Below are 20,048 nucleotides of genomic sequence, written 5' to 3' on the forward strand. Positions count from 1 at the left end.
GATTTGAGAAATATGAAATTTTCTTTTTGAACTTGTTCTAATCGAGCCAGCGGCCTAAAAACAGCCGCTCACTCAATAAATTCTCGGCAAATTATGTCTGAGCTGGTAAATTCAGGGTTGGACCATAGGGTACCTAGACTCCGGAGTTTACATATATCCAACAGCTGCTGCCTGCGCTCAGTCGGTATGTTGGCAGAAAAAAAAGCGGGTCACCACATAGCTAGTGGCAACCCGCTGATGAGCCAGAGACAGGTAGTACTTACACGGCCTGCATCGTGCTGAGCCGCCGATAAAACCCTTCGTCCAGCGACAGGAGTTCGTCGTGACGGCCGCGCTCCACGATCTGCCCCTGATGCACGACCAGAATTTCGTCGGCGTGCTGAATGGTGCTAAGCCGGTGGGCAATGACCAGCGTCGTGCGGTTGGCCATCAGCCGGGACAAGGCTTCCTGTACCAGCTTTTCCGACTCGGTATCAAGGGCCGACGTGGCTTCGTCCAGAATCAGAATCGGCGGATTTTTCAGAATAGCACGGGCGATGCTGATGCGTTGCCGCTGACCACCGGATAGTTTGCCGCCCCGGTCGCCAATAACGGTCTGGTAGCCGTCGGGTTGGGCCATGATAAAAGCGTGCGCATTGGCAATGCGGGCGGCTTCCATCACTTCGGCTTCCGTCGCGTCGCTGCCAAAAGCGATGTTGTTGAAAATAGTATCGTTGAACAAAATGCTTTCCTGCGTCACGATGCCCATCTGCCCCCGTAGCGACGCCAGCGTACAGTCGCGCAGGTCGACGCCATCGATCAGAATCTGTCCCCTCGTGGAGTCGACCGTCGTGGAGTCGACAGCGGTGGGGTCGTAGAAGCGCGGTACCAGATCGGCAATGGTCGATTTGCCGCCCCCCGACGAACCTACGAGCGCGACGGTTTTTCCTTTTTCAATGTCGAAATTAATGTTCCGCAGTACGGGCGCGTCGGGCGTGTAGGCAAACGAAACGGAGTCGAACGTAATGCGATCCCGGAAGCCGGTAAGCACCTGGGCACTGGGTTTATCCTGAATGGCCGGAACAGCATCGATCAGTTCCAGGACGCGCTCGCCCGACGCCAGCCCCCGCTGTGAGCCGCTGAACGCGTTGGAAATGTCTTTGGCGGGGCGCGTCACCTGCGAGAAAATGGCGATGTACGCAATAAACTGAGCCGCCGTCAGGTCCGACTGCCCGTTGAGTACGAGCGTACCGCCATACAGCAGAATCCCGGCCACGACGGTCACACCCATCACCTCCGAGAACGGCGACGCCAGCTCGCGCCGGTACGCCAGCGACCGCACGGCATCGCGGTAACCGTTGTTTTCTCGCCGGAACTTATCGAGCATAAACCCTTCGGCCACAAATCCCTTCACAACGCGCATACCGCCAAACGTTTCGTCGAGCAGACTGACCAGCCCGCTTAGCCGCTGCTGCCCGGTCTGCGCGTCGCGCTTCATCCGCCGAACCAGTGCCGCAATAAACCCACCCGAAATCGGAATCACGACCAGCGCGAACAGCGTCAGTTTGACCGAAATACTGAGCAGGGCGACGATATAGCCGATCAGCAAAAACACTTCTTTGGAAGCCGCCGACAGCGAGTTGGCAATCGAATTTTCGACCTCCTGCACGTCGGTGGTGATGCGGGAAATCAGGTTGCCTTTGCGTTCGTTTGAGAAGAAACCCAGGTGCAGATTGAGGGCTCTGTCGAATACCGTTTCGCGCAACTTCGACACCATCCGCGCTTTGAACCCCTCCAACTGCCGCACCGACAGGTACTTGAACACGTTGCTCAGCAGCACCGACACGACGATGACTATGCACACAAACTGCAACGCCCCGATGTTGCCATACTGCTGGAACACCCGCGCGAAGTAGTACTGAAACGCGTCGGTCGGCGAACTGGTCAGCGCGGGGGCCGGGCGACTTAGCAATGCCTGCATCTGCGCCGAATTGACTTTGTCGAACAGGATACTCAACAGCGGAATGAGCAGCGTAAAATTCAGTACGCCAAACACGCTCGCAACCAGCGACGTGAGCACGAACGGCGTCAGGAAGCGGCCCAGCGGTTTGGCGAACGACAGTAAACGGAGGTAAGTCTTCATCGGTGAGTAAAGGTACGACCATAGCGAACCAGATTATCCTCCGTTCGTCATCGCCTTACACCAGCCGTTGGTAGCGTTTCCAGTATTCGGCGGCAACGGCGGGCCAGGTAAACAGAGCCGCCTGTTGCCGAACCGCCGATTCGCGCAGCGAATCCTGCCCGAAATCATGTAGGCCGTCGTGTAGCGTCTGTGCCATCGTCTCTGGCTCAAAGTTCTCGAAATAATAAGCCGCCTTCCCCCCTACTTCGGGCAGGCTGGTCAGCGTCGAGCTAAACACGGGCTTGCCGAACGTCATGGCTTCGGCAACGGGCAGACCAAACCCCTCCGAGAGTGACGGAAACAAAAACGCTTCGCAATGGGCGTAGAGCCACAGCTTTGTCGACTCATCAACGGCACCGGGCATAAACAGGCGGTCAGTAACACCCAACTTGTCGGCCTGTTCGCGGATGTGTTGCGCGTAGGGGTGCTTGTCGGGGCCAGCCAGTACGAGTTTGTAGTCGGGGAAGGCTTCGAGCAGCGGCAACAGCGTATGCACGTTTTTCTTCGGGTGAATAACCCCCACAAACAGCAGGTACGGCGTGTCGGTCAGGCTAGCCACGGCAGGCGGCACCTCAGCCGGTGCATTCGCCGGATCAACGGCCAGGCCGGTATAAATCACTTCTAATGGTAAGCCATCCGGCACGTTCAGATGCGACTTAACCACCGACGCGGTATACGCTGAACCGGCCGTCAGCAGCGTCGCCCGATTGATTTTGCGTTGCAGGCGGGCCAGTTTGCGGGCCTTTTTCGCCACCGAATAATCAGCGCGTTCCAGAAAATTAAGGTCGTAAATCGTCAGCATCAGCTTGCTGCTGCGCTGCCGGATGGGGCTGGGCAGGTAGGTCGAATCCTGATGCAGACAGTGCCAGACGTCGTACTGACCCGGCACCCACAGCTTACGCAGGCCCGTTGCTTCGACGTACTGCGCGTCAGACCCGAATACGCCCGACTGTCCTTTCGGGACCAGAAACGTCATATTCCAGCCGGCGGGGCGTTGCCGAACCAGTTCGCGGCTCAGATGCAGACAGACTTGCCCCAACCCACTGTTGAGGTCACGCATCCGCTCAGCATCGATGAAAAGAGAAGGCATTGATGAAAGAGGTATAGACAGGATTACAGCCGGGCCGCCGTTGCGGATTGACAGGATTTTCTTTTTTCTACTAACATGCTCATCCTGTCAATCCGCAACGGCGGCCCGGCTGTAATCCTGTCAAAAAAATTAGTTACTACCGGAAAGTTTGCCGGATTTAGGGGCGACGCCGGGTTGGGTGATCTCGAATTTTTCGGCAGTTTTGGCGTCGGCAACGATTTTCCGCACATCGGCCAGCAGTTGTTTGGCGTCGTAGACTACACCGTCTTTTACCGTGTAGGTTACGCCACCCACGCGCTCAACTTCGTTTTTGTCGTTAAGGTGAATCGCGCCCGTGCCGTAGAGCGTTTTCAGATTCGCCAGCGGGTTTTCTTTCACAATGACAAAGTCAGCCAGCTTACCTACTTCCACCGACCCGATCTGATCGGCCATGCCCAAGGCTTCAGCCCCTTTGATCGTTGCCGCTCTGACGACTTCGAGCGGATGGAAACCCGCTTCGCGCAGTAGTTCGAGTTCGCGAATGTAGGCAAAACCGTAGAGCTGGTAGATAAAGCCCGAATCGGACCCCGTCGTGACGCGCCCGCCCCGATTTTTGTATTCGTTGATGAACGCCATCCAGAGCTGGTAATTCTTTTTCCAGGCCACTTCCTGTTCAGTGCCCCAGTTGTGCCAGTACGACCCGTGCGAAATGCGGCTCGGCCCGTAGAACCGCCACAAACTCGGCAGCGTGTAGTCATCGTGCCACTCGGCGCGCCGGGCCAGCATCAGTTCGCGGTTGGCTTCGTAGATGTTGAACGTCGGGTCGAGGGTGAAGTCTAACACGATCAGTTCGTCCAGCACTTTGTTCCAGCGGTCAGTGCCGGGTTTGGCAGCCTGTTGCCAGAGGTTGCCAGCTTCCGTAAACCGGTCCTGCTCGTTGTTGTAGTTATAATTGGCGGGGTAGTTCTGCACCGTTTTGTCTTCAAACAACGCTTCCGGCAGACCGTACCAGTGCTCCATCGACGTCAGACCGGCTTTCGCCGTTGCCAGCGCATTCATCCGGGCCACTTCCAGCTGCGCGTGGTGGCAGGCCGACCGCAGGCCCAGCTTCTTGTTTTCCTCCAGCGCGGCCCGGAACACGGCGGGTTCGGCCCCGAAAAACTTGATCCCGTCGGCACCGCGTTTGGCGTTTTGCTGCACCCACGCGCGGGCTTGTTTGGGCGTCGTGATCGACTCCTTCGCCCCCTGCCCGAACACTGTATACGCTTTGATGCGCGGGGCTACGATCTCGTTGCGGTCGCTTTTGGCCCGTTGGTCGAGTACCCAGTCGAGGCCGTTGCCGCAGCTTGGGTCGCGGATGGTCGTGATGCCGTGACCGAGCCAGAGTTTAAAGACGTAATCAGCACTGGCTCCCTGCGCCTGCCCACCGATGTGCCCGTGCATATCGATGAAGCCGGGCATCAGGTACATACCGTCGCAGTTCAGTTCTTTGTCAGACGGGCCAGCCGCCGGACGGCTTTTGGGGTCGATGGGTACGCCGGGATAGCCGACCTGTTTGATCTGCGCAATCCGGTTTTTCTCGACTACAATATCGACCGGCCCCATCGGGGGTGCCCCGGTGCTGTTGATGAGCGTAACGCCCCGGATGATGAGTTTTCCGAACGGCCCATCGCCCTCGGTGCGGGGCGACGCTTTCGGCACCTGCGCCATCGCCAGTTGCCCCGCGACCGCCAGTGCCAAACAACCAATGACCCGTTTTCGTATATTCTTTACCATTACCGACAGCGTTAGAGGAATAAGCTAGTCAGCAAGATACGTAGCCATCTAGTAGATTTGACAAAAATTAGCCCCGTTATGTCCACAGTCATCATTCACGTTCCCGATGAGAAGAAGGAAGTACTCATCAACTTCCTTCGCTCAGTGCCGTATGTAACGGTCGAAAACGAGCAGCCGACACCGACTCAAACTACGGATTGGCAACTGCTACGAGGATCGTATGCTCACATGGGGATCACCTCGGCTATGTTAGCACAGGAAAATCAGCTCGAAAAAGAGCGGGAGCATAACCAGCCACACTGCTTGATGCGACCGTCGTCACTTCCGATCATCACGAGTTAGACATTGTCGATCAAACAGGTACTATATCTTTTCACTGGTTCCGATGAAATCCTTCGTCACGAAACATTTCCTGCTCATTGTACTGATCGTAGCCATTGTGTTTGCCTTCGCGATGAAGGCGACTGTTTTTCAGCAAACCCCCGGAGGCAACGACGCGCCCATGACCGAGCCCCCGGCTCAGTTTCGGCAGTATTGGTTCGGCGGTAAGGCGGAGTTGAGCCGATACAGTCTGGAGCAGGCGCAGTACGGCGCGCTGAATCGCGGTGAAGCGGTATTGATTTTCGTAACGGAAGATTTTCGCACCGACACGCACGTAAAAGCCGAAACGCCCGACAGCCGCGACAAAGCCGTACCAGTGCTGAAAACGAACCTGATCAAACGCTTCACGACTGGCATTTACGATTATTCGCTGTTCACGTCGGTGTTCACGCCCATCAGCAACCCGACGTTTCCGAACACGTTGAAAGTAAGCACGTCGGGGCAGGAATGGTGCGGGCATAGCTATCTGCAAATCGACTACGCCAACAACGGGTATCAGGTCGATGGGCGGTCGTATTTCGAAAAAGAAGCCCACGAAGCGTATTCCGTACCGAAAGCGATGCTGGAGGATGAACTCTGGAACCGCATCCGGCTCGACCCAACCAAACTCCCGACGGGCGATATTCAGCTTATCCCCGGCACCATGACCGCCCGCCTGCGCCACAAACGGCTCGACCCGCTGGCGGCAACCGCCAAACTCGATGACTACGAAGGTGTGTTGTTTCCGGGCCGGAATCTGAAAGCGTACCGGCTGGAATACCCAACCGACAATCGTAACCTGCTGATCGTCTTCGAGAACGTCTTTCCGTACAAAATCGTCGGCTGGACGGAGACCTACAAAAGCAAAGACAACCTGCTGACCTCCCGCGCCGTGCTGAAAACAAGCATTCAGTCGGCCTATTGGAACCACAACGCCCCCGCCGATAGTGTGCTGCGCGATACGCTCATGCACTAATCGGTTCATTAACTAACTCCCCTCATGCGCTTTCTTCCCCTGTTGCTCCTGCTATTCATAACTGCCTGTTCGTCAGACAAAGACAAAGCAACCAAAACCGACGAGCCAACCTTTACAGTGATTTTTCTGGATAAAACCCGCTCCGTCAACGTCAACAAAGCGTTCGTAGCCCGGAAATACCAGCAGGCTATCAACGAGATCATTGAGCAGAACATCCATCAGAAAGGCGACCGGCTGGAGGTATATTTTATCCACGAAAACACCGCCAAAGCCCGCGCCCTGAACCTGACCGTACGGAGCGAAATGGAAGACGTGTCGGCCGCCAGCCCCACCGACCGGGAAGCCGCCGAAACGGAGTTTACGCTGTTGCTGAACCGGGAGAAAGCGCAGATCAGACAGCGCGTGTTGCAGGAATTGGCCGAGCAGAATACCGGCGCGTCGAATCAGAAAACCGACATCTGGGCAAGCCTGCCCGTGCTGGCCAAAGCCAACGAATCAGGCGCGACGGTGAAGGCGTATTACCTCAGCGACATGGTCGAGAGCGTGAACGGACCCGACCGGCGCGATTTTCAGAAGATTGCCCCAAAAGACAATGGGCAGGCGGAAGACTGGGCCAAAGCCGACGCGAAGCAACTGAAGCGCTACGAGATCGGCAACCCCGACATCACGATGATCTTGCCCTTTGAACCCAATGCCTCCGTGAAGCAGAACAATCCGACCGTTACGCAGTACTGGCAAACGCTGTTCAACGAACTGGGCGCAGCCAGCGTGGAGGAGCAATAGCCTTACTCCGCCGTAGCCGAAGGCACTTCCGTGCCGATACCAAACTCATAGCCGACGCTGAATCCGGAAAAGTCGCGTTTGAGACAATAGGACGTCAGCACCAACCCGTCGCCTTCGCGCCGGACGGCGAGGTAGTGGAACATCGGTTTGTAGCTAGTCGCCAGATCGGGCAGGCGACTGGGCGACGTGTTTAATGGCTGACGAAGGCCCCCGCCCCCGCCGATTACCAGAAACGTTTTACCCTCGAATTCGTACCGCTCGAACGCGTGCGAATGTCCCGTAATAAATAGCTTTGCCTTGGTCGACGCGACATAAGCCGGCACAAGCCGTTGCTGCACCAGCTTTGACGACCCGACCAGCTTACTGTTTGAGTAGGGCGCGTGGTGGCAGGTGACGATTACAACGCGAATAGCCGGGTCGGCGTCGAGTGTTTTCAGTGTGTTCTCGTACCACGACTGCTGCTTCACAATCTCGTCGCCCGACATGGTACTGAAATTAGAATTCAGCATTACAACCGCGATCCCGTCGGTCACCTGTACGTAGCCCGTATTGACGTGTTCGGGAAAGCGTTGCTGGAAATTACGCGCGCCCTTGCGGGGGCGACCCATCACGTCATGGTTCCCCATGATGGCATACACCGACGTACCGACCGACCGGCATTTTTCCAGAAACTGGTCGATTGTCCGCCACTTGCTGGTCCGAAATCCCAGTGATACAATGTCGCCCAGCCAGTACAGCACGGTGGGGTGCAGTTTGACGATCTGATCCAGAATTGTACGGGTAGCTTTCGTGTTCTGGTGCGTTCGCAGTACCAGCCGCTCAACGAGCATAGGGGCCTGCGTATCGCTCAGAAACAGAATATCGGGGTGTTGTTCAGTATCGTTCATACGTATTCGTCAATCAATTTCACCATTGCACCAGCCGGTAGTTCAGTTGCAGCTGGGCCGCAAAAGCTGCGTTCTCCGACGCTACCGCATCATACCATTTTAATTCGCCCGACAGCCGGAATCGGGGGCCCAGCGGCTGTGTATACGATGCAGCCGCCATCCAGCCCAGGCTAAGCGTGTTTGTTTGTACTGTTCCGGCGAAGTCAAGTCGCGAATGGATGATATACACACCCGTTCCGCCTGTCAATGATATGCGCCTGGCTACACTGCGCTCGTCACCACTTAGCCAGGCCATCGGCATTGAAAATACAACCAGCGCCGGAATGGCCGATACGTATACATGGCTGTTAATGTTATCGACCCGGCCTTTGTACGAGTACATGGTTGTCCAGCCGGTTTCCAGCCCCAGCCGTAGCCGATGGTCAGGTACCCATAACGCCCGAATCGTGAGCGGCACCCCAAACCGGCTAACCTGCTCATCCGACAAAGCAGCCGGAACGCCCAGGTGCGTCGAATAATACGATAACCCACCACCTACCGAAAGCACTACGGCGTATGGGCCGCGCTTACGCGTCGTATCGGCCGCCGACCGATTCTGCGCCAAAGCCGGCAGTACCAAAGCCCCTGCGATCAGCAAGCCCGCAATAAATATCAGTGAATAGCGCATAACTTACTGCTGACTGTAGTGGTAGTAGGCGACGACGCAGGCATAGTTCGACAGAATACCGTCGAAACGGGTTTGGTCGATGAATTCCCGGATAAACTGCGGTTCGTCCAGCGTCCAGACAAACACTGTCCGTCCCTCGGCTTTCATGGCGTTTACCTCTGCCGTTTGGTCACCCAGTGTCCAGCGGGGTGCCCAGATATTCGCGTTGATGCTTCGGGTAATGCTTGTATCAAGTTCGCACAGGACGGGCGTATTGCTCTTTTCGGGCAGGTCGCGATACAGCGAAACCGCATCGTCGCTCGGCAACCCGATTACAATCTGAAGCGACCGCCCCGCAGCCTTCGCCCGTTGCAGATACGTCCGCTGGATAGACTGCACCTGCGTCATCGACCGAACGTACTTGGTATCGAGCCAGACAAAACTCAGGTCCGTGTTATCGACCACCGTTTGCAGGGCTTCTTCCAGAGTCGGAATCCGCTCCCCATTGACCAGCCGAACCAGCGTATTCAGTTGCTGATACGTGTACTCTTCGATGGGTCCAGCCAGCCCATTTTTCTGGATCAGCCGCAGGTTGAGCGTGTTGTCGTGGTACAAAATCGGAACGCCGTCTTTGGTGTAGCGCACGTCGATTTCAATGCCGGTCGCCCCCAGCCTGGACGCCATCTTGATAATTTCCACCGAATTTTCCGACGCGGGCAGCAGATCTGACGTTCGACCTCCACTACGGTGCGCCAGAACCGAGAACGGGCGCGCATTCAGCGGCCGTGCGTAGGTCATCGTTAGGCGTTTGGTTGGGGTTACGTCGCCATCACCATACACCCCGCTCACGACCAGCGTATCGCCCGTGGAAAGCCGCCCCGTAAACGGACTCACCGCCCCGCTCCGACGCACATTTACGGTAAGCTGCACCAGGCCGATCTCGGTATCCTGCAAACGACGCCAGTAACCACCCACAGCCAGCCCCCCGGTTTGCGGTTGCGGCTCCATATCAAAGTACCCCACGTTCGACGTAAAAACCGACAAATGGTGCGATGTGTCGGCTCCGGTATGCGTGTATGTCCAGCGAAGTACCACCTGCGCGCCGAATTTGTCCGATCCGTCGGTAACCGTGTACACCCCGTTGATGGACTGGCGAATGGCTGTCGAGAATTTTCCCGACCCAGTCAGGTTTGAAAAGTTGTAGGGTACGGGGGCCTCGTATTCTTTCCGGCACCCCATCAATAAGGTTACCAGCAGGCCGACCAATACCAGATAGCGCGTGTTCACAGGATAAAGCCGAAAATAAGCTGAGGATAAAACAGATTACGGTCAAACGTATCGTAGAGCGACCAGAGCTGCCAGTTGAAATTGGAATAAGCCGCCCGAAGCCCCAGCGTAACGTGTTTTTTGTCGTACAGCGGCTGCTCGATAGCCACGGTTACAGCCAGTCCGTTGTACCGGATGGCGTTGCGTTCGATGGTCAGATTACCCACCTGCGACTTGTAATAAGCATCCAGAATCGCTTCGCCTTTCAGAGTCATCTGCACATCGCGCGTGAACCGATAGCCAACGGATACATTTGGAAAATTTTGTAGCCCGTAGGCCTGGCTGTTGAATACATCCTTGATTTGAAGCGCCCCGAACCAGATGTGCATATCGTCACCGGCGGAGATAAAGAGCCGGTCGGTCAGTGGGCGGGCGTAACGTACTCCAACCCCCACATTGCTTTGCACGACCTGCGTCAGTATCCGGCCAGTGATGAACCAGTTTTTGCTTATACCACGCTGAAGATTAAAGTCAATCGCCGGTACGTTGACCCGGATCTCTTCGGTTAGTTCAGGTGGTGTCGTCGTGAACACAACCCCTATCGACTTGCGCCATCGCCCCGGAATCGGTGCCTGCGGGAAGTAGATACCCGGCCGACGCACACCCGGCTCGATAGCCCGTGGGTGGTCGGCGGGCAGGGGTTGCCGCACCCGCCGGGTCGACGGTCGGGGGGCGGTCGAGTCAGCCGGTGCCAATCGTCGCTGCCCCTGCGCCGACAGGCCAGCCGCCAACAGCCAGATCGTCAGCAGCGTGGTCAGACGTATTGGTAAGCCATAAAAGATCATTGTAGTCAGAAGGTGAGATCAAAGGACATAAACTACCACGACCGGATTTATGTTGCGACACGGTCATTGGGCAAGAATATATGGCACAAAAAAAGCCCTCACTGAGTTTCAGTGAGGGCTTACTAGTAGCGGGAGCTGGACTCGAACCAGCGACCTTTGGGTTATGAGCCCAACGAGCTACCAACTGCTCCATCCCGCGATGTTGGGAGTGCAAAAGTACAACGCCTTTCGATAATTACAACTACCTTTGTCAAAAAAAAGTTTGCGGTCACTGGAAACGTTTTTAAAAAAGCGGCCGTTGTCTGCAAAAGCCACTGACAATCAGTCAGCGGGATCACCTACGAATGAATACACAAGTCATAGAAAATTTTCCGGCCGCCCATAAGGCCGGCTTCGTCAGTATTGTCGGTAAGCCTAATGTCGGCAAATCTACCCTGATGAATCAGCTCGTCGGTGAGCGCCTGTCGATCATCACCTCGAAAGCCCAGACCACCCGTCACCGGATTATGGGTATCATCAATGGTACGCACGACGGAACAGAATTTCAGCTGGTTTACTCCGATACGCCGGGCATCATCAAGCCGCAGTATAAGCTGCACGAGTCGATGATGAGCTTCGTGCGCGGTTCCATCGAGGATGCCGATGTGGTGCTGTTCGTAACCGATATTTTCGAGCAGCACGATGAAAACGACGTCATCGAGCGGCTGCAAAAATCGGAAGTGCCGATTCTGCTGCTGATCAACAAAGTCGATCAGGCTACGCAGGATCAGGTGCAGGAAAAGATCGCTTACTGGCAGGAACACTTCCGGGCGGAAGCAATTATTCCCATCTCCGCCCTGAACGGTTTCAATATCGAACAGGTGTTCGACGGAATTATCACCCGCCTGCCCCAACACCCACCCTACTTCCCCAAAGACGAACTGACTGATAAGCCGGAACGCTTCTTCGCGTCGGAGATCATTCGGGAGAAGATCTTTCTGAACTACAAGAAGGAAGTACCTTACAGCAGCGAGGTTGTGGTAATTGGGTTCAAAGAGAAAGAAGACATCATCGTTATTCAGGCCGAAATACTGGTTGAGCGGCCAACCCAACGGGCTATCCTGCTGGGCGAAGGCGGTAAAATGATTAAGAAGACGGGAATCATGGCCCGCGAAGAGCTGGAACGGTTCTTCGGCAAAAAAGTATTTTTAGAACAATTCGTCAAGGTAGAACCCGACTGGCGGCAGAAAGACAAAATGCTGCGTCGGCTGGGGTACGACGAATAACCGAAAGATGCAATCAGATGCGCCGAGCGACGATAGAGTCTGTCGGCTGTGGTTTCACTCTTTCTCCCTTTTTCAGTCATGGCAAATATTGTAGCAATCGTTGGCCGCCCAAACGTGGGCAAGTCCACGCTGTTTAACCGGCTGACGGAACAGCGGCAGGCCATTATGGACAACCAAAGCGGGGTTACCCGCGACCGTCACTACGGCACCGCCGAGTGGAACGGTATTTATTTTTCCGTTATCGATACAGGCGGGTATGTTGTCGGGTCAGAAGATGTGTTTGAAGAATCGATCCGGGAACAGGTCGAAATCGCAATTCAGGAATCGACGGTATTGCTGTTTATGGTCGACACCCAGACGGGCATTACCGGGCTCGACGAAGACTTCGCCGACGTGCTGCGCCGGTCGAAAAAGCCGGTTTACATCGTAGCAAACAAAGCTGAATCGGCCGAGCGGTCGCAGGAGGCCGCGGAGTTCTACAGCCTGGGCCTGGGTGATCCATACGCCATTTCATCGATGACCGGTTCGGGCACAGGTGATCTGCTCGATGAGGTCGTCAGGCATTTTCAGGGGCCGGGCGTGGAGGACCCCGACGCCGGTGTGCCCAAAATTGCCATTCTCGGTCGGCCAAATGTCGGTAAGTCGTCGTTTCTAAACGTGCTGACCGGGCAGGAACGCAGCATCGTAACCGACATTGCCGGTACCACCCGCGATGCCATCAACACCCGCTACAAAGCCTACGGTAAAGACTTTATCCTGACCGATACGGCCGGTATCCGGCGGAAAGCCCGCGTGCAGGACAACATCGAATTTTATTCGACACTGCGTTCTATCAAGGCGATGGAAGATTCGGACGTGTGCATTGTCATGCTCGACGCGACGCGGGGGTTGGAAGCGCAGGATCTGAACATCATCGGGCAGGCCGTCAAGGCTAAGAAGGGCGTGGTCATCATGGTCAACAAATGGGACGCTGTCGAGAAAGACCACCGCACTGCCGATGTGCTGCGGAAGGAGATGATTCAGCGTATGATGCCGATCGACTACGTGCCCATCATTTTTGCGTCGGTCCATGAAAAGCAGCGCATTTTTCAGGTGATGGAAAAAGCGATGGAGGTATATGAGAACCGGGGCAAGAAAATAACGACATCGAAACTAAACGACGCGTTGCAACCCGAAATCGAGAAGCTGCCGCCCCCATCGCTTAAGGGTAAGATGATTCGGATCAAGTACATGCTTCAGGTACCGACGCCCTCGCCAACGTTTGTGTTCTTCTGTAACCTGCCGCAGTACGTACAGGAATCGTATCAGCGGTTTCTGGAAAACAAAATCCGCGAACACTTCGACTTTACGGGTGTACCGCTGACGCTTTTCTTCCGGCAGAAATAACCGTACTGTATTTTCTTATCTGGCACTGACGCGACGGCACTACGCCCGCGTCAGTGCTTTTTTTATCGGAGCAGAATTAACCTATGGACGATCGTAAACGGTATTGGGTTGGGGCCGGGCTGGTGCTGCTGTCGGCCTTCTGCTTTGCCTGCAAGGGTATTCTGATCAAGCTGGCGTTCCGCTACCCCGTCGACCCGATTGCGTTGCTGACCTTACGCATGGCCTTTTCACTGCCATTTTATCTGGCCATCGGCCAGTATCTGAAACGCATCGAAGGGCCGGTATCGCTATCACGCCGGGAGTGGGTAGCCTTAGCCGCCGTAGGTATTACGGGCTATTACTTCGCCAGCCTGTTCAATTTCATCGGCCTTGTGTACATATCGGCCAGTCTGGAGCGGATACTGCTGTTTATCTACCCAACCTTTGTACTGCTGCTCAACGCGGTTGGCTTCAGCCGACGGGTGACGCGACAGCAGGTAATTGCGTTGCTCCTCACCTATTCGGGCATCCTACTGGCGTTTGTGGGCAACATCGGCGCGTCAGCCCACACAAACGTAATGCTGGGTGCCTTCTGGGTTATTCTGAGCGGGCTCGTTTACGCGCTGTATCTGGTCGGTAGTGAGTCCGTCATGCGTCGGCTGGGCTCGCAGCGGTTCACGTGTTACGCTATGGTAGCGGCTACTGTCCCGACTGTACTGCACGGCGTCGTTGCGCACGGCGAGGGTCTGTTTCATTACCCAATGCCCGTATACGGCCTGGGTCTGATTATGGCAATTTTCGTAACGGTCGTCCCGACGTTTATGATGGCCGAGGGTATCCGGCGTGTTGGCGCAGGTAACACGTCGATCATTGCCAGTATCGGCCCCATTTTCACGATCGGCTTATCGACGGCTATCTTACACGAAGTTATCACCTGGCAGCAGGTTGCTGGTACAGGCCTTGTCCTGCTCGGTGTGTTTCTGACAAGCTGGAAAACTCCGAAAAAGCTACTTATATCATCAAATAAGTATAGAAATACAATTAACTGATTATGAGCTTATAATCGGCAACAATGCCGTTTTTCAATTTATCAACCTGTTTTCATTCCTAAATAAGAAGTTATTGGACCTTTTGATAACTTCAATCGGGTTCACAGAGGTAGAGATGCCTCTTTTGCTATTAAATTCACCAGTAGACTTCTTCTTGTCTCTCTCTTAATGACACCTGATATGGTTATGGAAAACGACAAACAAATTGATAAAGCAGCATACGTGCTGAAAGCCGTTGCGCACCCGCTACGCATCCGGATCATTCAGATGTTGAACGAAAGTACCGAGCTGAATGTGTCGACGATCTACAAGAACCTGAACGCCGAGCAGTCGCTGATTTCGCACCACCTGATCAACATGCGCGACAAAGGCATTCTCGATATTCGGCGGAGTGGAAAGAATATTTTCTATTTCCTCGTCGATACGGCCGTGGCAGAAATCATTGACTGCATCTACCGCAGCAAGATTATTCAATAGCGCCAACCACCCCGTAGCAGACAGCCCGGTTACTGACCATACGTTCTGGTCAGTAACCGGGCTGTGTGTTTATCCGGTTCAGTTAGTTGAACAGCTCACCGGGCCGCATGGGGGGCATTATACCCAGGTGGTGGTACGCTTTCTCGGTCGCTTCCCGACCGCGCGACGTGCGCTTCAGAAACCCTTCCTGAATCAGAAACGGTTCGTACACTTCTTCGATCGTCTCAGACTCTTCCCCGCAGGCGGTGGCAATGGTCGTTATCCCCACCGGGCCGCCCTTGAACTTCTCGATAATTGTCGACAGGATACGGTTGTCCATATCGTCGAGTCCGTTCTGATCGACGTCGAGCGCGCTCAGCGCGATCTCGGCAATGTCGACGTTGATGTAGCCGTTGCCTTTCACCTGCGCAAAATCACGGGTTCTGCGCAGCAAGTTGTTGGCAATACGCGGTGTACCCCGGCTCCGGCGGGCAATCTCATACGCCCCCGTCTCATCGATGGCCGTACCCAGAATAGCCGATGACCGCTGCACAATGCTGGTCAGCAGTTGCGCGTCGTAGTACTCAAGGCGGCAGCTGATGCCAAAGCGGGCGCGCAACGGAGACGTCAGCATACCGGCCCGGGTTGTAGCACCGATCAGCGTGAAGGGGTTGAGCTTGATCTGCACCGTACGCGCGTTCGGACCCGAGTCGAGCATAATGTCGATCTTGTAGTCTTCCATCGCCGAATACAGGTACTCTTCCACGATGGGGTTGAGCCGGTGAATCTCGTCGATGAACAGCACGTCGTTCGGTTGCAGATTAGTCAGCAGACCGGCGAGGTCGCTGGGTTTATCCAGAACGGGGCCGGACGTCATCTTGATGTTGGCGTTCAGCTCGTTGGCAATGATGTGCGACAGCGTGGTTTTACCCAGTCCCGGCGGGCCGTGGAGCAGCACGTGGTCGAGCGCGTCGCCCCGCTGCATAGCCGCCCGCACAAAAACTTCAAGGTTATCGAGAATTTTCGCCTGCCCGGTAAAGTCTTCAAACGACAGGGGGCGTAAAGCCCGTTCGATTTCTTTATCCGTTGCGGTCATGCCCTCGCCCGATCCTTTCATAATATCGTTTCGCATGGCTATTGTGTTGGTACAGAATCTCACTCAAAAAAGCCCTAAACAGCTGATTAAAGGCGGATTCACTTCCTTCAAATGTACAAAAAAACAGCCAGAAATCCAGCGTAAATCACGGCTATCCAACTGCGAATTACCACCTTTTTTTGAACGAAATAAGCCCTGCCGACCAGTCTATCTAAACTGGCCGACAGGGCTTTACCGGGTACTCAATTTCACTACCGCACGAGCAGCACAGACCCCCGCCTGACGATTTTGCCCCGTTCGGGAAACGACTCACTTTTATAACTAATGACGTATGGGTACAGCATGGATGGATAGTCGGAACCACGGTAGGTGCCGTCCCATTTCTGCTCAGGATTGGTCGACATAAAGATCACTTCGCCCCAGCGGTTATACACCCGCATTTCGTAGTCGGTGATGTAGTTGGAGAACACCTGGAACTGATCGTTGACGCCATCGTTGTTGGGCGAAAACGCATCCGGTGCGTTCACGCGTGGCTCGCACTGGTTAATAACACTCGCCGTTGCTGTCGCCGTGCAACCGAGCGGGTCGGTAACGCGCAGGATGTAGTTGCCGATCTGACTGACCGCCAGCACACGAGCCGTATCCGACAACGGTCGCCCATCGCTGCCAATCCACTGAAACTGTAGCCCACTGGCCCCGTTGGCCACCAGTTGGGTTCGTCCCTGATCGCCCACGCACAACGCAGCCTGCTGGGTTACCGCGAAGTTTGGCGCGGGTCGGTCAGCCACCTGTACGCTGCTGCTGCCTTTACAACCGGTCTGCGTATTCGTTACGGTTACGCTGTACGACCCCGGCTGACTGACGTTGATCGTGGGCGTCGTCGCGCCATTGCTCCATTGATAGACATTGCCGGTCAGGTCGCCCGTCACCAGCGATAGCGACACCCCCTGCCCGCTGCATTTGGGCGGGGCAGCGGCTAAGCGGGCGAAACCTGCACTGTCCAGCCTGACAACGATACTGTCCCGCCCGGCCCTACAGCCGTTGGCGTCCTGCACCTGCACATTATACCGGCCGGGCGCAGCTTTGTCAAAGACGGGCGTCGATGTAATCAGGTTGTTGTTCTGATCGAGCCACGAATAAGCTACGGCGGTACCACCTGATATGTTCAGGCTGATCGTTCCGCTGTTGGGTATACTACACAACGCATCACGCACATTCGGCGTTAGCGTCAACTGATTAGCGGTCGATTTAAGCTGGAACGCCGAGTCAACCTTACAGGCATGAATACTATCGGTAACCTGCACGGCGTACCGCCCTTCGATCAGGTTAGTCAGTTGCGAACGGCCCGGCAATACGGCCCCGTCGGTTCGGGTCCAGGCGTAGGTATACGTATAGCTGCCCGCTGGCGTAACGGTGAGCGCAATGGCTCCGTCGGCCGATGTACAGGACCGGGGCCCGGTCAGGGCCGCCTGCAAGCGAATCTGAGGCAGCTCGCTTACGCGGATCGTATCGCTATTTTCGCAGGTTGCGTTGTCGGTTGGGAACGTAGCCGTGACGCTGTATACACCCGCCACCGGCGCCGTAATTGTTTTGGTCGTGGCCCCCGTATTCCAGCGGAACGTTCGCCACACCTGTTGCGGTACCGTCAGCTCTACCGTCGATTTGTAACAGGTCAGCGTATCGGGGCCGAGGTTGAGCGAGGGCACGGGCCTGATCTGCACCCGGATCGTATCGGTCTTGTAACACTCGCCGTTGGCAGCGAATCCGATGGCGTAGTAAAAGCCGGGCCGGGTAAACGTGATCGTTCGTTGTCGACCCGCTACCGCACCGTTTACCAGCCAGACGTAGTTTGTTGCGGGCACTTTGAGATCGAGCGTTATACCCCGTTTGTTACAAATCACCGTATCCGGCCCCAGATTCATCTGCTGCGGAGTTTCCAGGATCGTCAACGTGTCTTTGATGAGCGTGTCTTTACAGATACCGCCCGAACTGGTCCGGGTGACGATGTGAAAACTGACGTAGTATTGGCCCGGTTGCTGGTAGGTATGCCGCTGGGGTTGCAGGGCCGTTGTCGACACGGGTACACTACCGTCGCCAAAGTTCCAGGTATAGGTTTCCTTTAGCTTGGGGCAGTTGGGGCTTCCCTGAAACACGGTTGGTTGCCGGGCACAGGTGTCGGAATACGTAAAGCCCGGACCGCTCGACTGGTCGTTGAAGTTCGACACAAGGTTCGGCAACCCAAGCTGACTGGTTTTGCCACCCAGCGATTGACCGGCTGGGTTGAATTGCAGGCTGTCAAGCAGGCCACCGTTCGGATTTTCAATCGTACCAAGATTCCGGCTGCCTTTGACAGCCACATAAATCCGCCCGTCCGGGCCGATCTGAATCGAGCCGTATTGCCGCGTCGTGCTACTGTCGACCACCGTTCGGGACTGGGTCAACAACGAATCCTTTTGTGTCAGGTCATACTTGACAACGTACGATGTTCCTTTCTGGCTACCGTCGCGGTTGGTATCAGCCAGCATGGTTACGTACAGGCTATTGCCATCAGGCGAAAACTCAACACCGTAGGCTTTGGGCGGAGCGTTGCCCAGCTGTAGCGTCCGGTTGAATGTCATCTTACCCGTCGAGTCGTTGAACGTATACAGATCGACGGAGTTTTTGGGCGGGCCGGGGATAACAACGGCCATCGGGCGATTGCCTTTGTTCGCGCTGCTCGTATCGGCCGGACCAATCTTCATATACCCTTCCGCCTGCGCCAGCGAATCGATTTTCTGTCCACCGCAGTAAGTCGTCACGATGGGGTTTTCAGCCGTGGTCAGGTGGCGAATCTCAAAACAGTTGGAATCAAATTTCCGGTTGACAACCCAGTACGTCGAATCGCGGTCGTTGCGTACTGACGCCGACTGTTCGGTGCCGTTCTGCGTAACCGGAACGTTCTTTTCGACAATTGCGCCCTTGCCACTGTTTTGCCGCATATCGACCACACTGTATGTCAATACTTTGTTGCCCCGAATCTCCGATGTGGTATATACGTAATACAAATATTCGCAGCCCCGGCAGGTCGGTTTGGGTACGATCAGGGCCGATTGCGTCGATCGGGTATTGCCACCCAATGGTATCGTAACGGCACTGGTGTCGCCCGGCACGAGCGACTTCATCGGGTTACCGTTCTTATCGTAGATCGTAATCCCGTCCGAATAAAACAGCAGCTGCCCTTTCGTATTGGCAATCGACGACGACCCCTCGATCGTACTCAGATTACCATCGGTGATTGGCTTGGGCGATCCGCCACCGCCGAAGTCCAGCCCCGCGTTCTGCCCGAAATACCACTTAACGCCCTGCGATTCTTTCTTTTCCCCGCAAACGTCGACGTTGATACGATCCTGGTACGTACACCCATTCGGATCGATGGCTTCGACCGAATAACAGCCAGAACTGTCAACTGAAATAGTCTGCGTCGTATCGCCTTTGGGGTACCACAGAAACCGCAGCCCCGACTGCGGTGGGCCGCTGGCGTAGGGATCGAGCGTAATTTTTTCGCCTTTACAGATAGTCGTGTCCGTTTTCCAGTTGGCAAACGACTGCGGCCGGTTATACACCGACACAATCCGCTCGGAGGTCGTCGTTACCGACGCGCTGGTGGTTCGGGTCAGCGTCACGGTGTATGTACCCGCCCGCTCGAAGACGTGCTGCACGGCCGAATCGCCGACGGCCGTTCTGGTTACGGCTGCGCTGCCGTCGCCAAAGTTCCAGACCCGACGGGTTATGCCCGTCCGCACACTATCCACAAACCGCATGGAATCGGCCTTACACTGCTGATCGGGCACACAGGCTTTTCCACTTATTTTTATTCCCTGCGCCTGGGCACCGCCAATGCCAAAAAACAGGCACAGCAGCCACACCATTCCCGCTAAACACGTATACTTCTTACCGACTTTCATGGAACTGGCTGCTACCAATGCTCACCCCGCACAATTTCGCTCCAAAACATATCAGACCGTGGGAGCACTACGTTACTATAAACGATGTTGGCGAACTAAAATTT

General features: G+C 55.4%; 15 protein-coding genes and 1 tRNA gene. 6 read left to right on the forward strand and 10 right to left on the reverse strand.

The window, feature by feature from the left end; genetic code table 11:
• Positions 1-259 precede the first annotated feature (259 nt).
• From HH216_RS04410 to HH216_RS04420, 3 genes are all read right to left on the reverse strand, one after another.
• Positions 260-2,122, reverse strand: a complete 1,863-nt coding sequence (locus HH216_RS04410; protein ID WP_169549692.1) for an ABC transporter ATP-binding protein — start codon at positions 2,120-2,122, stop codon at positions 260-262.
• A gap of 55 nt (positions 2,123-2,177) precedes the next feature.
• Positions 2,178-3,251, reverse strand: coding sequence for a glycosyltransferase family 4 protein (locus tag HH216_RS04415; protein ID WP_169549693.1), 1,074 nt, complete (start codon positions 3,249-3,251; stop codon positions 2,178-2,180).
• Between the two features lie 129 nt (positions 3,252-3,380).
• Positions 3,381-4,940 carry an amidohydrolase family protein gene (locus HH216_RS04420; RefSeq protein ID WP_217371909.1) on the reverse strand — a complete coding sequence of 520 codons (1,560 nt, stop codon included), beginning with the start codon at positions 4,938-4,940 and terminating at the stop codon, positions 3,381-3,383.
• A gap of 451 nt (positions 4,941-5,391) precedes the next feature.
• Between HH216_RS04420 and HH216_RS04425 the strand changes: the two genes are divergently transcribed.
• The gene (locus HH216_RS04425) at positions 5,392-6,342 is read left to right on the forward strand and encodes a hypothetical protein (protein WP_169549695.1); all 951 of its coding nucleotides are present in this window, start codon (positions 5,392-5,394) and stop codon (positions 6,340-6,342) included.
• 24 nt (positions 6,343-6,366) lie between these two features.
• Positions 6,367-7,125, forward strand: coding sequence for a hypothetical protein (locus HH216_RS04430; protein ID WP_169549696.1), 759 nt, complete (start codon positions 6,367-6,369; stop codon positions 7,123-7,125).
• 2 nt (positions 7,126-7,127) lie between these two features.
• Here the strand turns inward: HH216_RS04430 and HH216_RS04435 are convergent, their stop codons facing one another.
• From HH216_RS04435 to HH216_RS04455, 5 genes are all read right to left on the reverse strand, one after another.
• Positions 7,128-8,012 (reverse strand): metallophosphoesterase family protein, encoded by an 885-nt coding sequence (locus tag HH216_RS04435; protein ID WP_169549697.1) that lies wholly within the window; start codon positions 8,010-8,012, stop codon positions 7,128-7,130.
• A 19-nt stretch (positions 8,013-8,031) separates the two neighbouring features.
• Positions 8,032-8,679 (reverse strand): hypothetical protein, encoded by a 648-nt coding sequence (locus tag HH216_RS04440; RefSeq protein WP_169549698.1) that lies wholly within the window; start codon positions 8,677-8,679, stop codon positions 8,032-8,034.
• Between the two features lie 3 nt (positions 8,680-8,682).
• Positions 8,683-9,945 (reverse strand): glycerophosphodiester phosphodiesterase, encoded by a 1,263-nt coding sequence (locus HH216_RS04445; RefSeq protein ID WP_332871473.1) that lies wholly within the window; start codon positions 9,943-9,945, stop codon positions 8,683-8,685.
• Positions 9,942-10,769 carry a hypothetical protein gene (locus tag HH216_RS04450; RefSeq protein WP_254448682.1) on the reverse strand — a complete coding sequence of 276 codons (828 nt, stop codon included), beginning with the start codon at positions 10,767-10,769 and terminating at the stop codon, positions 9,942-9,944. The genes HH216_RS04445 and HH216_RS04450 overlap by 4 nt, the downstream gene beginning before the upstream one ends.
• A 126-nt stretch (positions 10,770-10,895) precedes the next feature.
• Positions 10,896-10,968: transfer RNA gene (locus tag HH216_RS04455), tRNA-Met, on the reverse strand.
• Between the two features lie 145 nt (positions 10,969-11,113).
• Between HH216_RS04455 and era the strand changes: the two genes are divergently transcribed.
• The 4 genes from era (at position 11,114) to HH216_RS04475 (ending at position 14,925) form a co-directional block, all read left to right on the forward strand.
• Positions 11,114-12,034 carry a GTPase Era gene (era, locus tag HH216_RS04460; RefSeq protein WP_169549699.1) on the forward strand — a complete coding sequence of 307 codons (921 nt, stop codon included), beginning with the start codon at positions 11,114-11,116 and terminating at the stop codon, positions 12,032-12,034.
• 78 nt (positions 12,035-12,112) lie between these two features.
• Positions 12,113-13,420, forward strand: coding sequence for a ribosome biogenesis GTPase Der (der, locus tag HH216_RS04465; RefSeq protein ID WP_169549700.1), 1,308 nt, complete (start codon positions 12,113-12,115; stop codon positions 13,418-13,420).
• 83 nt (positions 13,421-13,503) lie between these two features.
• On the forward strand, positions 13,504-14,448 hold the full coding sequence (locus tag HH216_RS04470; RefSeq protein ID WP_169549701.1) for a DMT family transporter: 945 nt from the start codon (positions 13,504-13,506) through the stop codon (positions 14,446-14,448).
• Between the two features lie 186 nt (positions 14,449-14,634).
• Positions 14,635-14,925, forward strand: a complete 291-nt coding sequence (locus HH216_RS04475) for an ArsR/SmtB family transcription factor (protein ID WP_408641761.1) — start codon at positions 14,635-14,637, stop codon at positions 14,923-14,925.
• Positions 14,926-15,007: 82 nt separating this feature from the next.
• On the opposite strand, the gene ruvB is transcribed toward HH216_RS04475, so the two are convergent.
• Together ruvB and HH216_RS04485 are read right to left on the reverse strand one after the other, a co-directional pair.
• On the reverse strand, positions 15,008-16,036 hold the full coding sequence (gene ruvB / locus HH216_RS04480) for a Holliday junction branch migration DNA helicase RuvB (RefSeq protein WP_169549703.1): 1,029 nt from the start codon (positions 16,034-16,036) through the stop codon (positions 15,008-15,010).
• 215 nt (positions 16,037-16,251) lie between these two features.
• The gene (locus HH216_RS04485; RefSeq protein ID WP_169549704.1) at positions 16,252-19,908 is read right to left on the reverse strand and encodes a PKD domain-containing protein; all 3,657 of its coding nucleotides are present in this window, start codon (positions 19,906-19,908) and stop codon (positions 16,252-16,254) included.
• Positions 19,909-20,048: the final 140 nt, after the last annotated feature.

The sequence above is a fragment of the Spirosoma rhododendri genome (assembly GCF_012849055.1).
GTDB classification, from domain to species: domain Bacteria; phylum Bacteroidota; class Bacteroidia; order Cytophagales; family Spirosomataceae; genus Spirosoma; species Spirosoma rhododendri.

Coding starts and splice junctions, on each gene's coding strand:
- HH216_RS04485 (WP_169549704.1), bottom strand. CDS start 19,908: ATGGTGTGGCTGCTGTGCCTGTTTTTTGGCATTGGCGGTGCCCAGGCG.
- era (WP_169549699.1), top strand. CDS start 11,114: ATGAATACACAAGTCATAGAAAATTTTCCGGCCGCCCATAAGGCCGGC.
- HH216_RS04450 (WP_254448682.1), bottom strand. CDS start 10,769: ATGATCTTTTATGGCTTACCAATACGTCTGACCACGCTGCTGACGATC.
- HH216_RS04410 (WP_169549692.1), bottom strand. CDS start 2,122: ATGAAGACTTACCTCCGTTTACTGTCGTTCGCCAAACCGCTGGGCCGC.
- HH216_RS04415 (WP_169549693.1), bottom strand. CDS start 3,251: ATGCCTTCTCTTTTCATCGATGCTGAGCGGATGCGTGACCTCAACAGT.
- der (WP_169549700.1), top strand. CDS start 12,113: ATGGCAAATATTGTAGCAATCGTTGGCCGCCCAAACGTGGGCAAGTCC.
- HH216_RS04425 (WP_169549695.1), top strand. CDS start 5,392: ATGAAATCCTTCGTCACGAAACATTTCCTGCTCATTGTACTGATCGTA.
- HH216_RS04435 (WP_169549697.1), bottom strand. CDS start 8,012: ATGAACGATACTGAACAACACCCCGATATTCTGTTTCTGAGCGATACG.
- HH216_RS04475 (WP_408641761.1), top strand. CDS start 14,635: ATGGAAAACGACAAACAAATTGATAAAGCAGCATACGTGCTGAAAGCC.
- HH216_RS04420 (WP_217371909.1), bottom strand. CDS start 4,940: ATGGCGCAGGTGCCGAAAGCGTCGCCCCGCACCGAGGGCGATGGGCCG.
- HH216_RS04470 (WP_169549701.1), top strand. CDS start 13,504: ATGGACGATCGTAAACGGTATTGGGTTGGGGCCGGGCTGGTGCTGCTG.
- HH216_RS04430 (WP_169549696.1), top strand. CDS start 6,367: ATGCGCTTTCTTCCCCTGTTGCTCCTGCTATTCATAACTGCCTGTTCG.
- HH216_RS04440 (WP_169549698.1), bottom strand. CDS start 8,679: ATGCGCTATTCACTGATATTTATTGCGGGCTTGCTGATCGCAGGGGCT.
- ruvB (WP_169549703.1), bottom strand. CDS start 16,036: ATGCGAAACGATATTATGAAAGGATCGGGCGAGGGCATGACCGCAACG.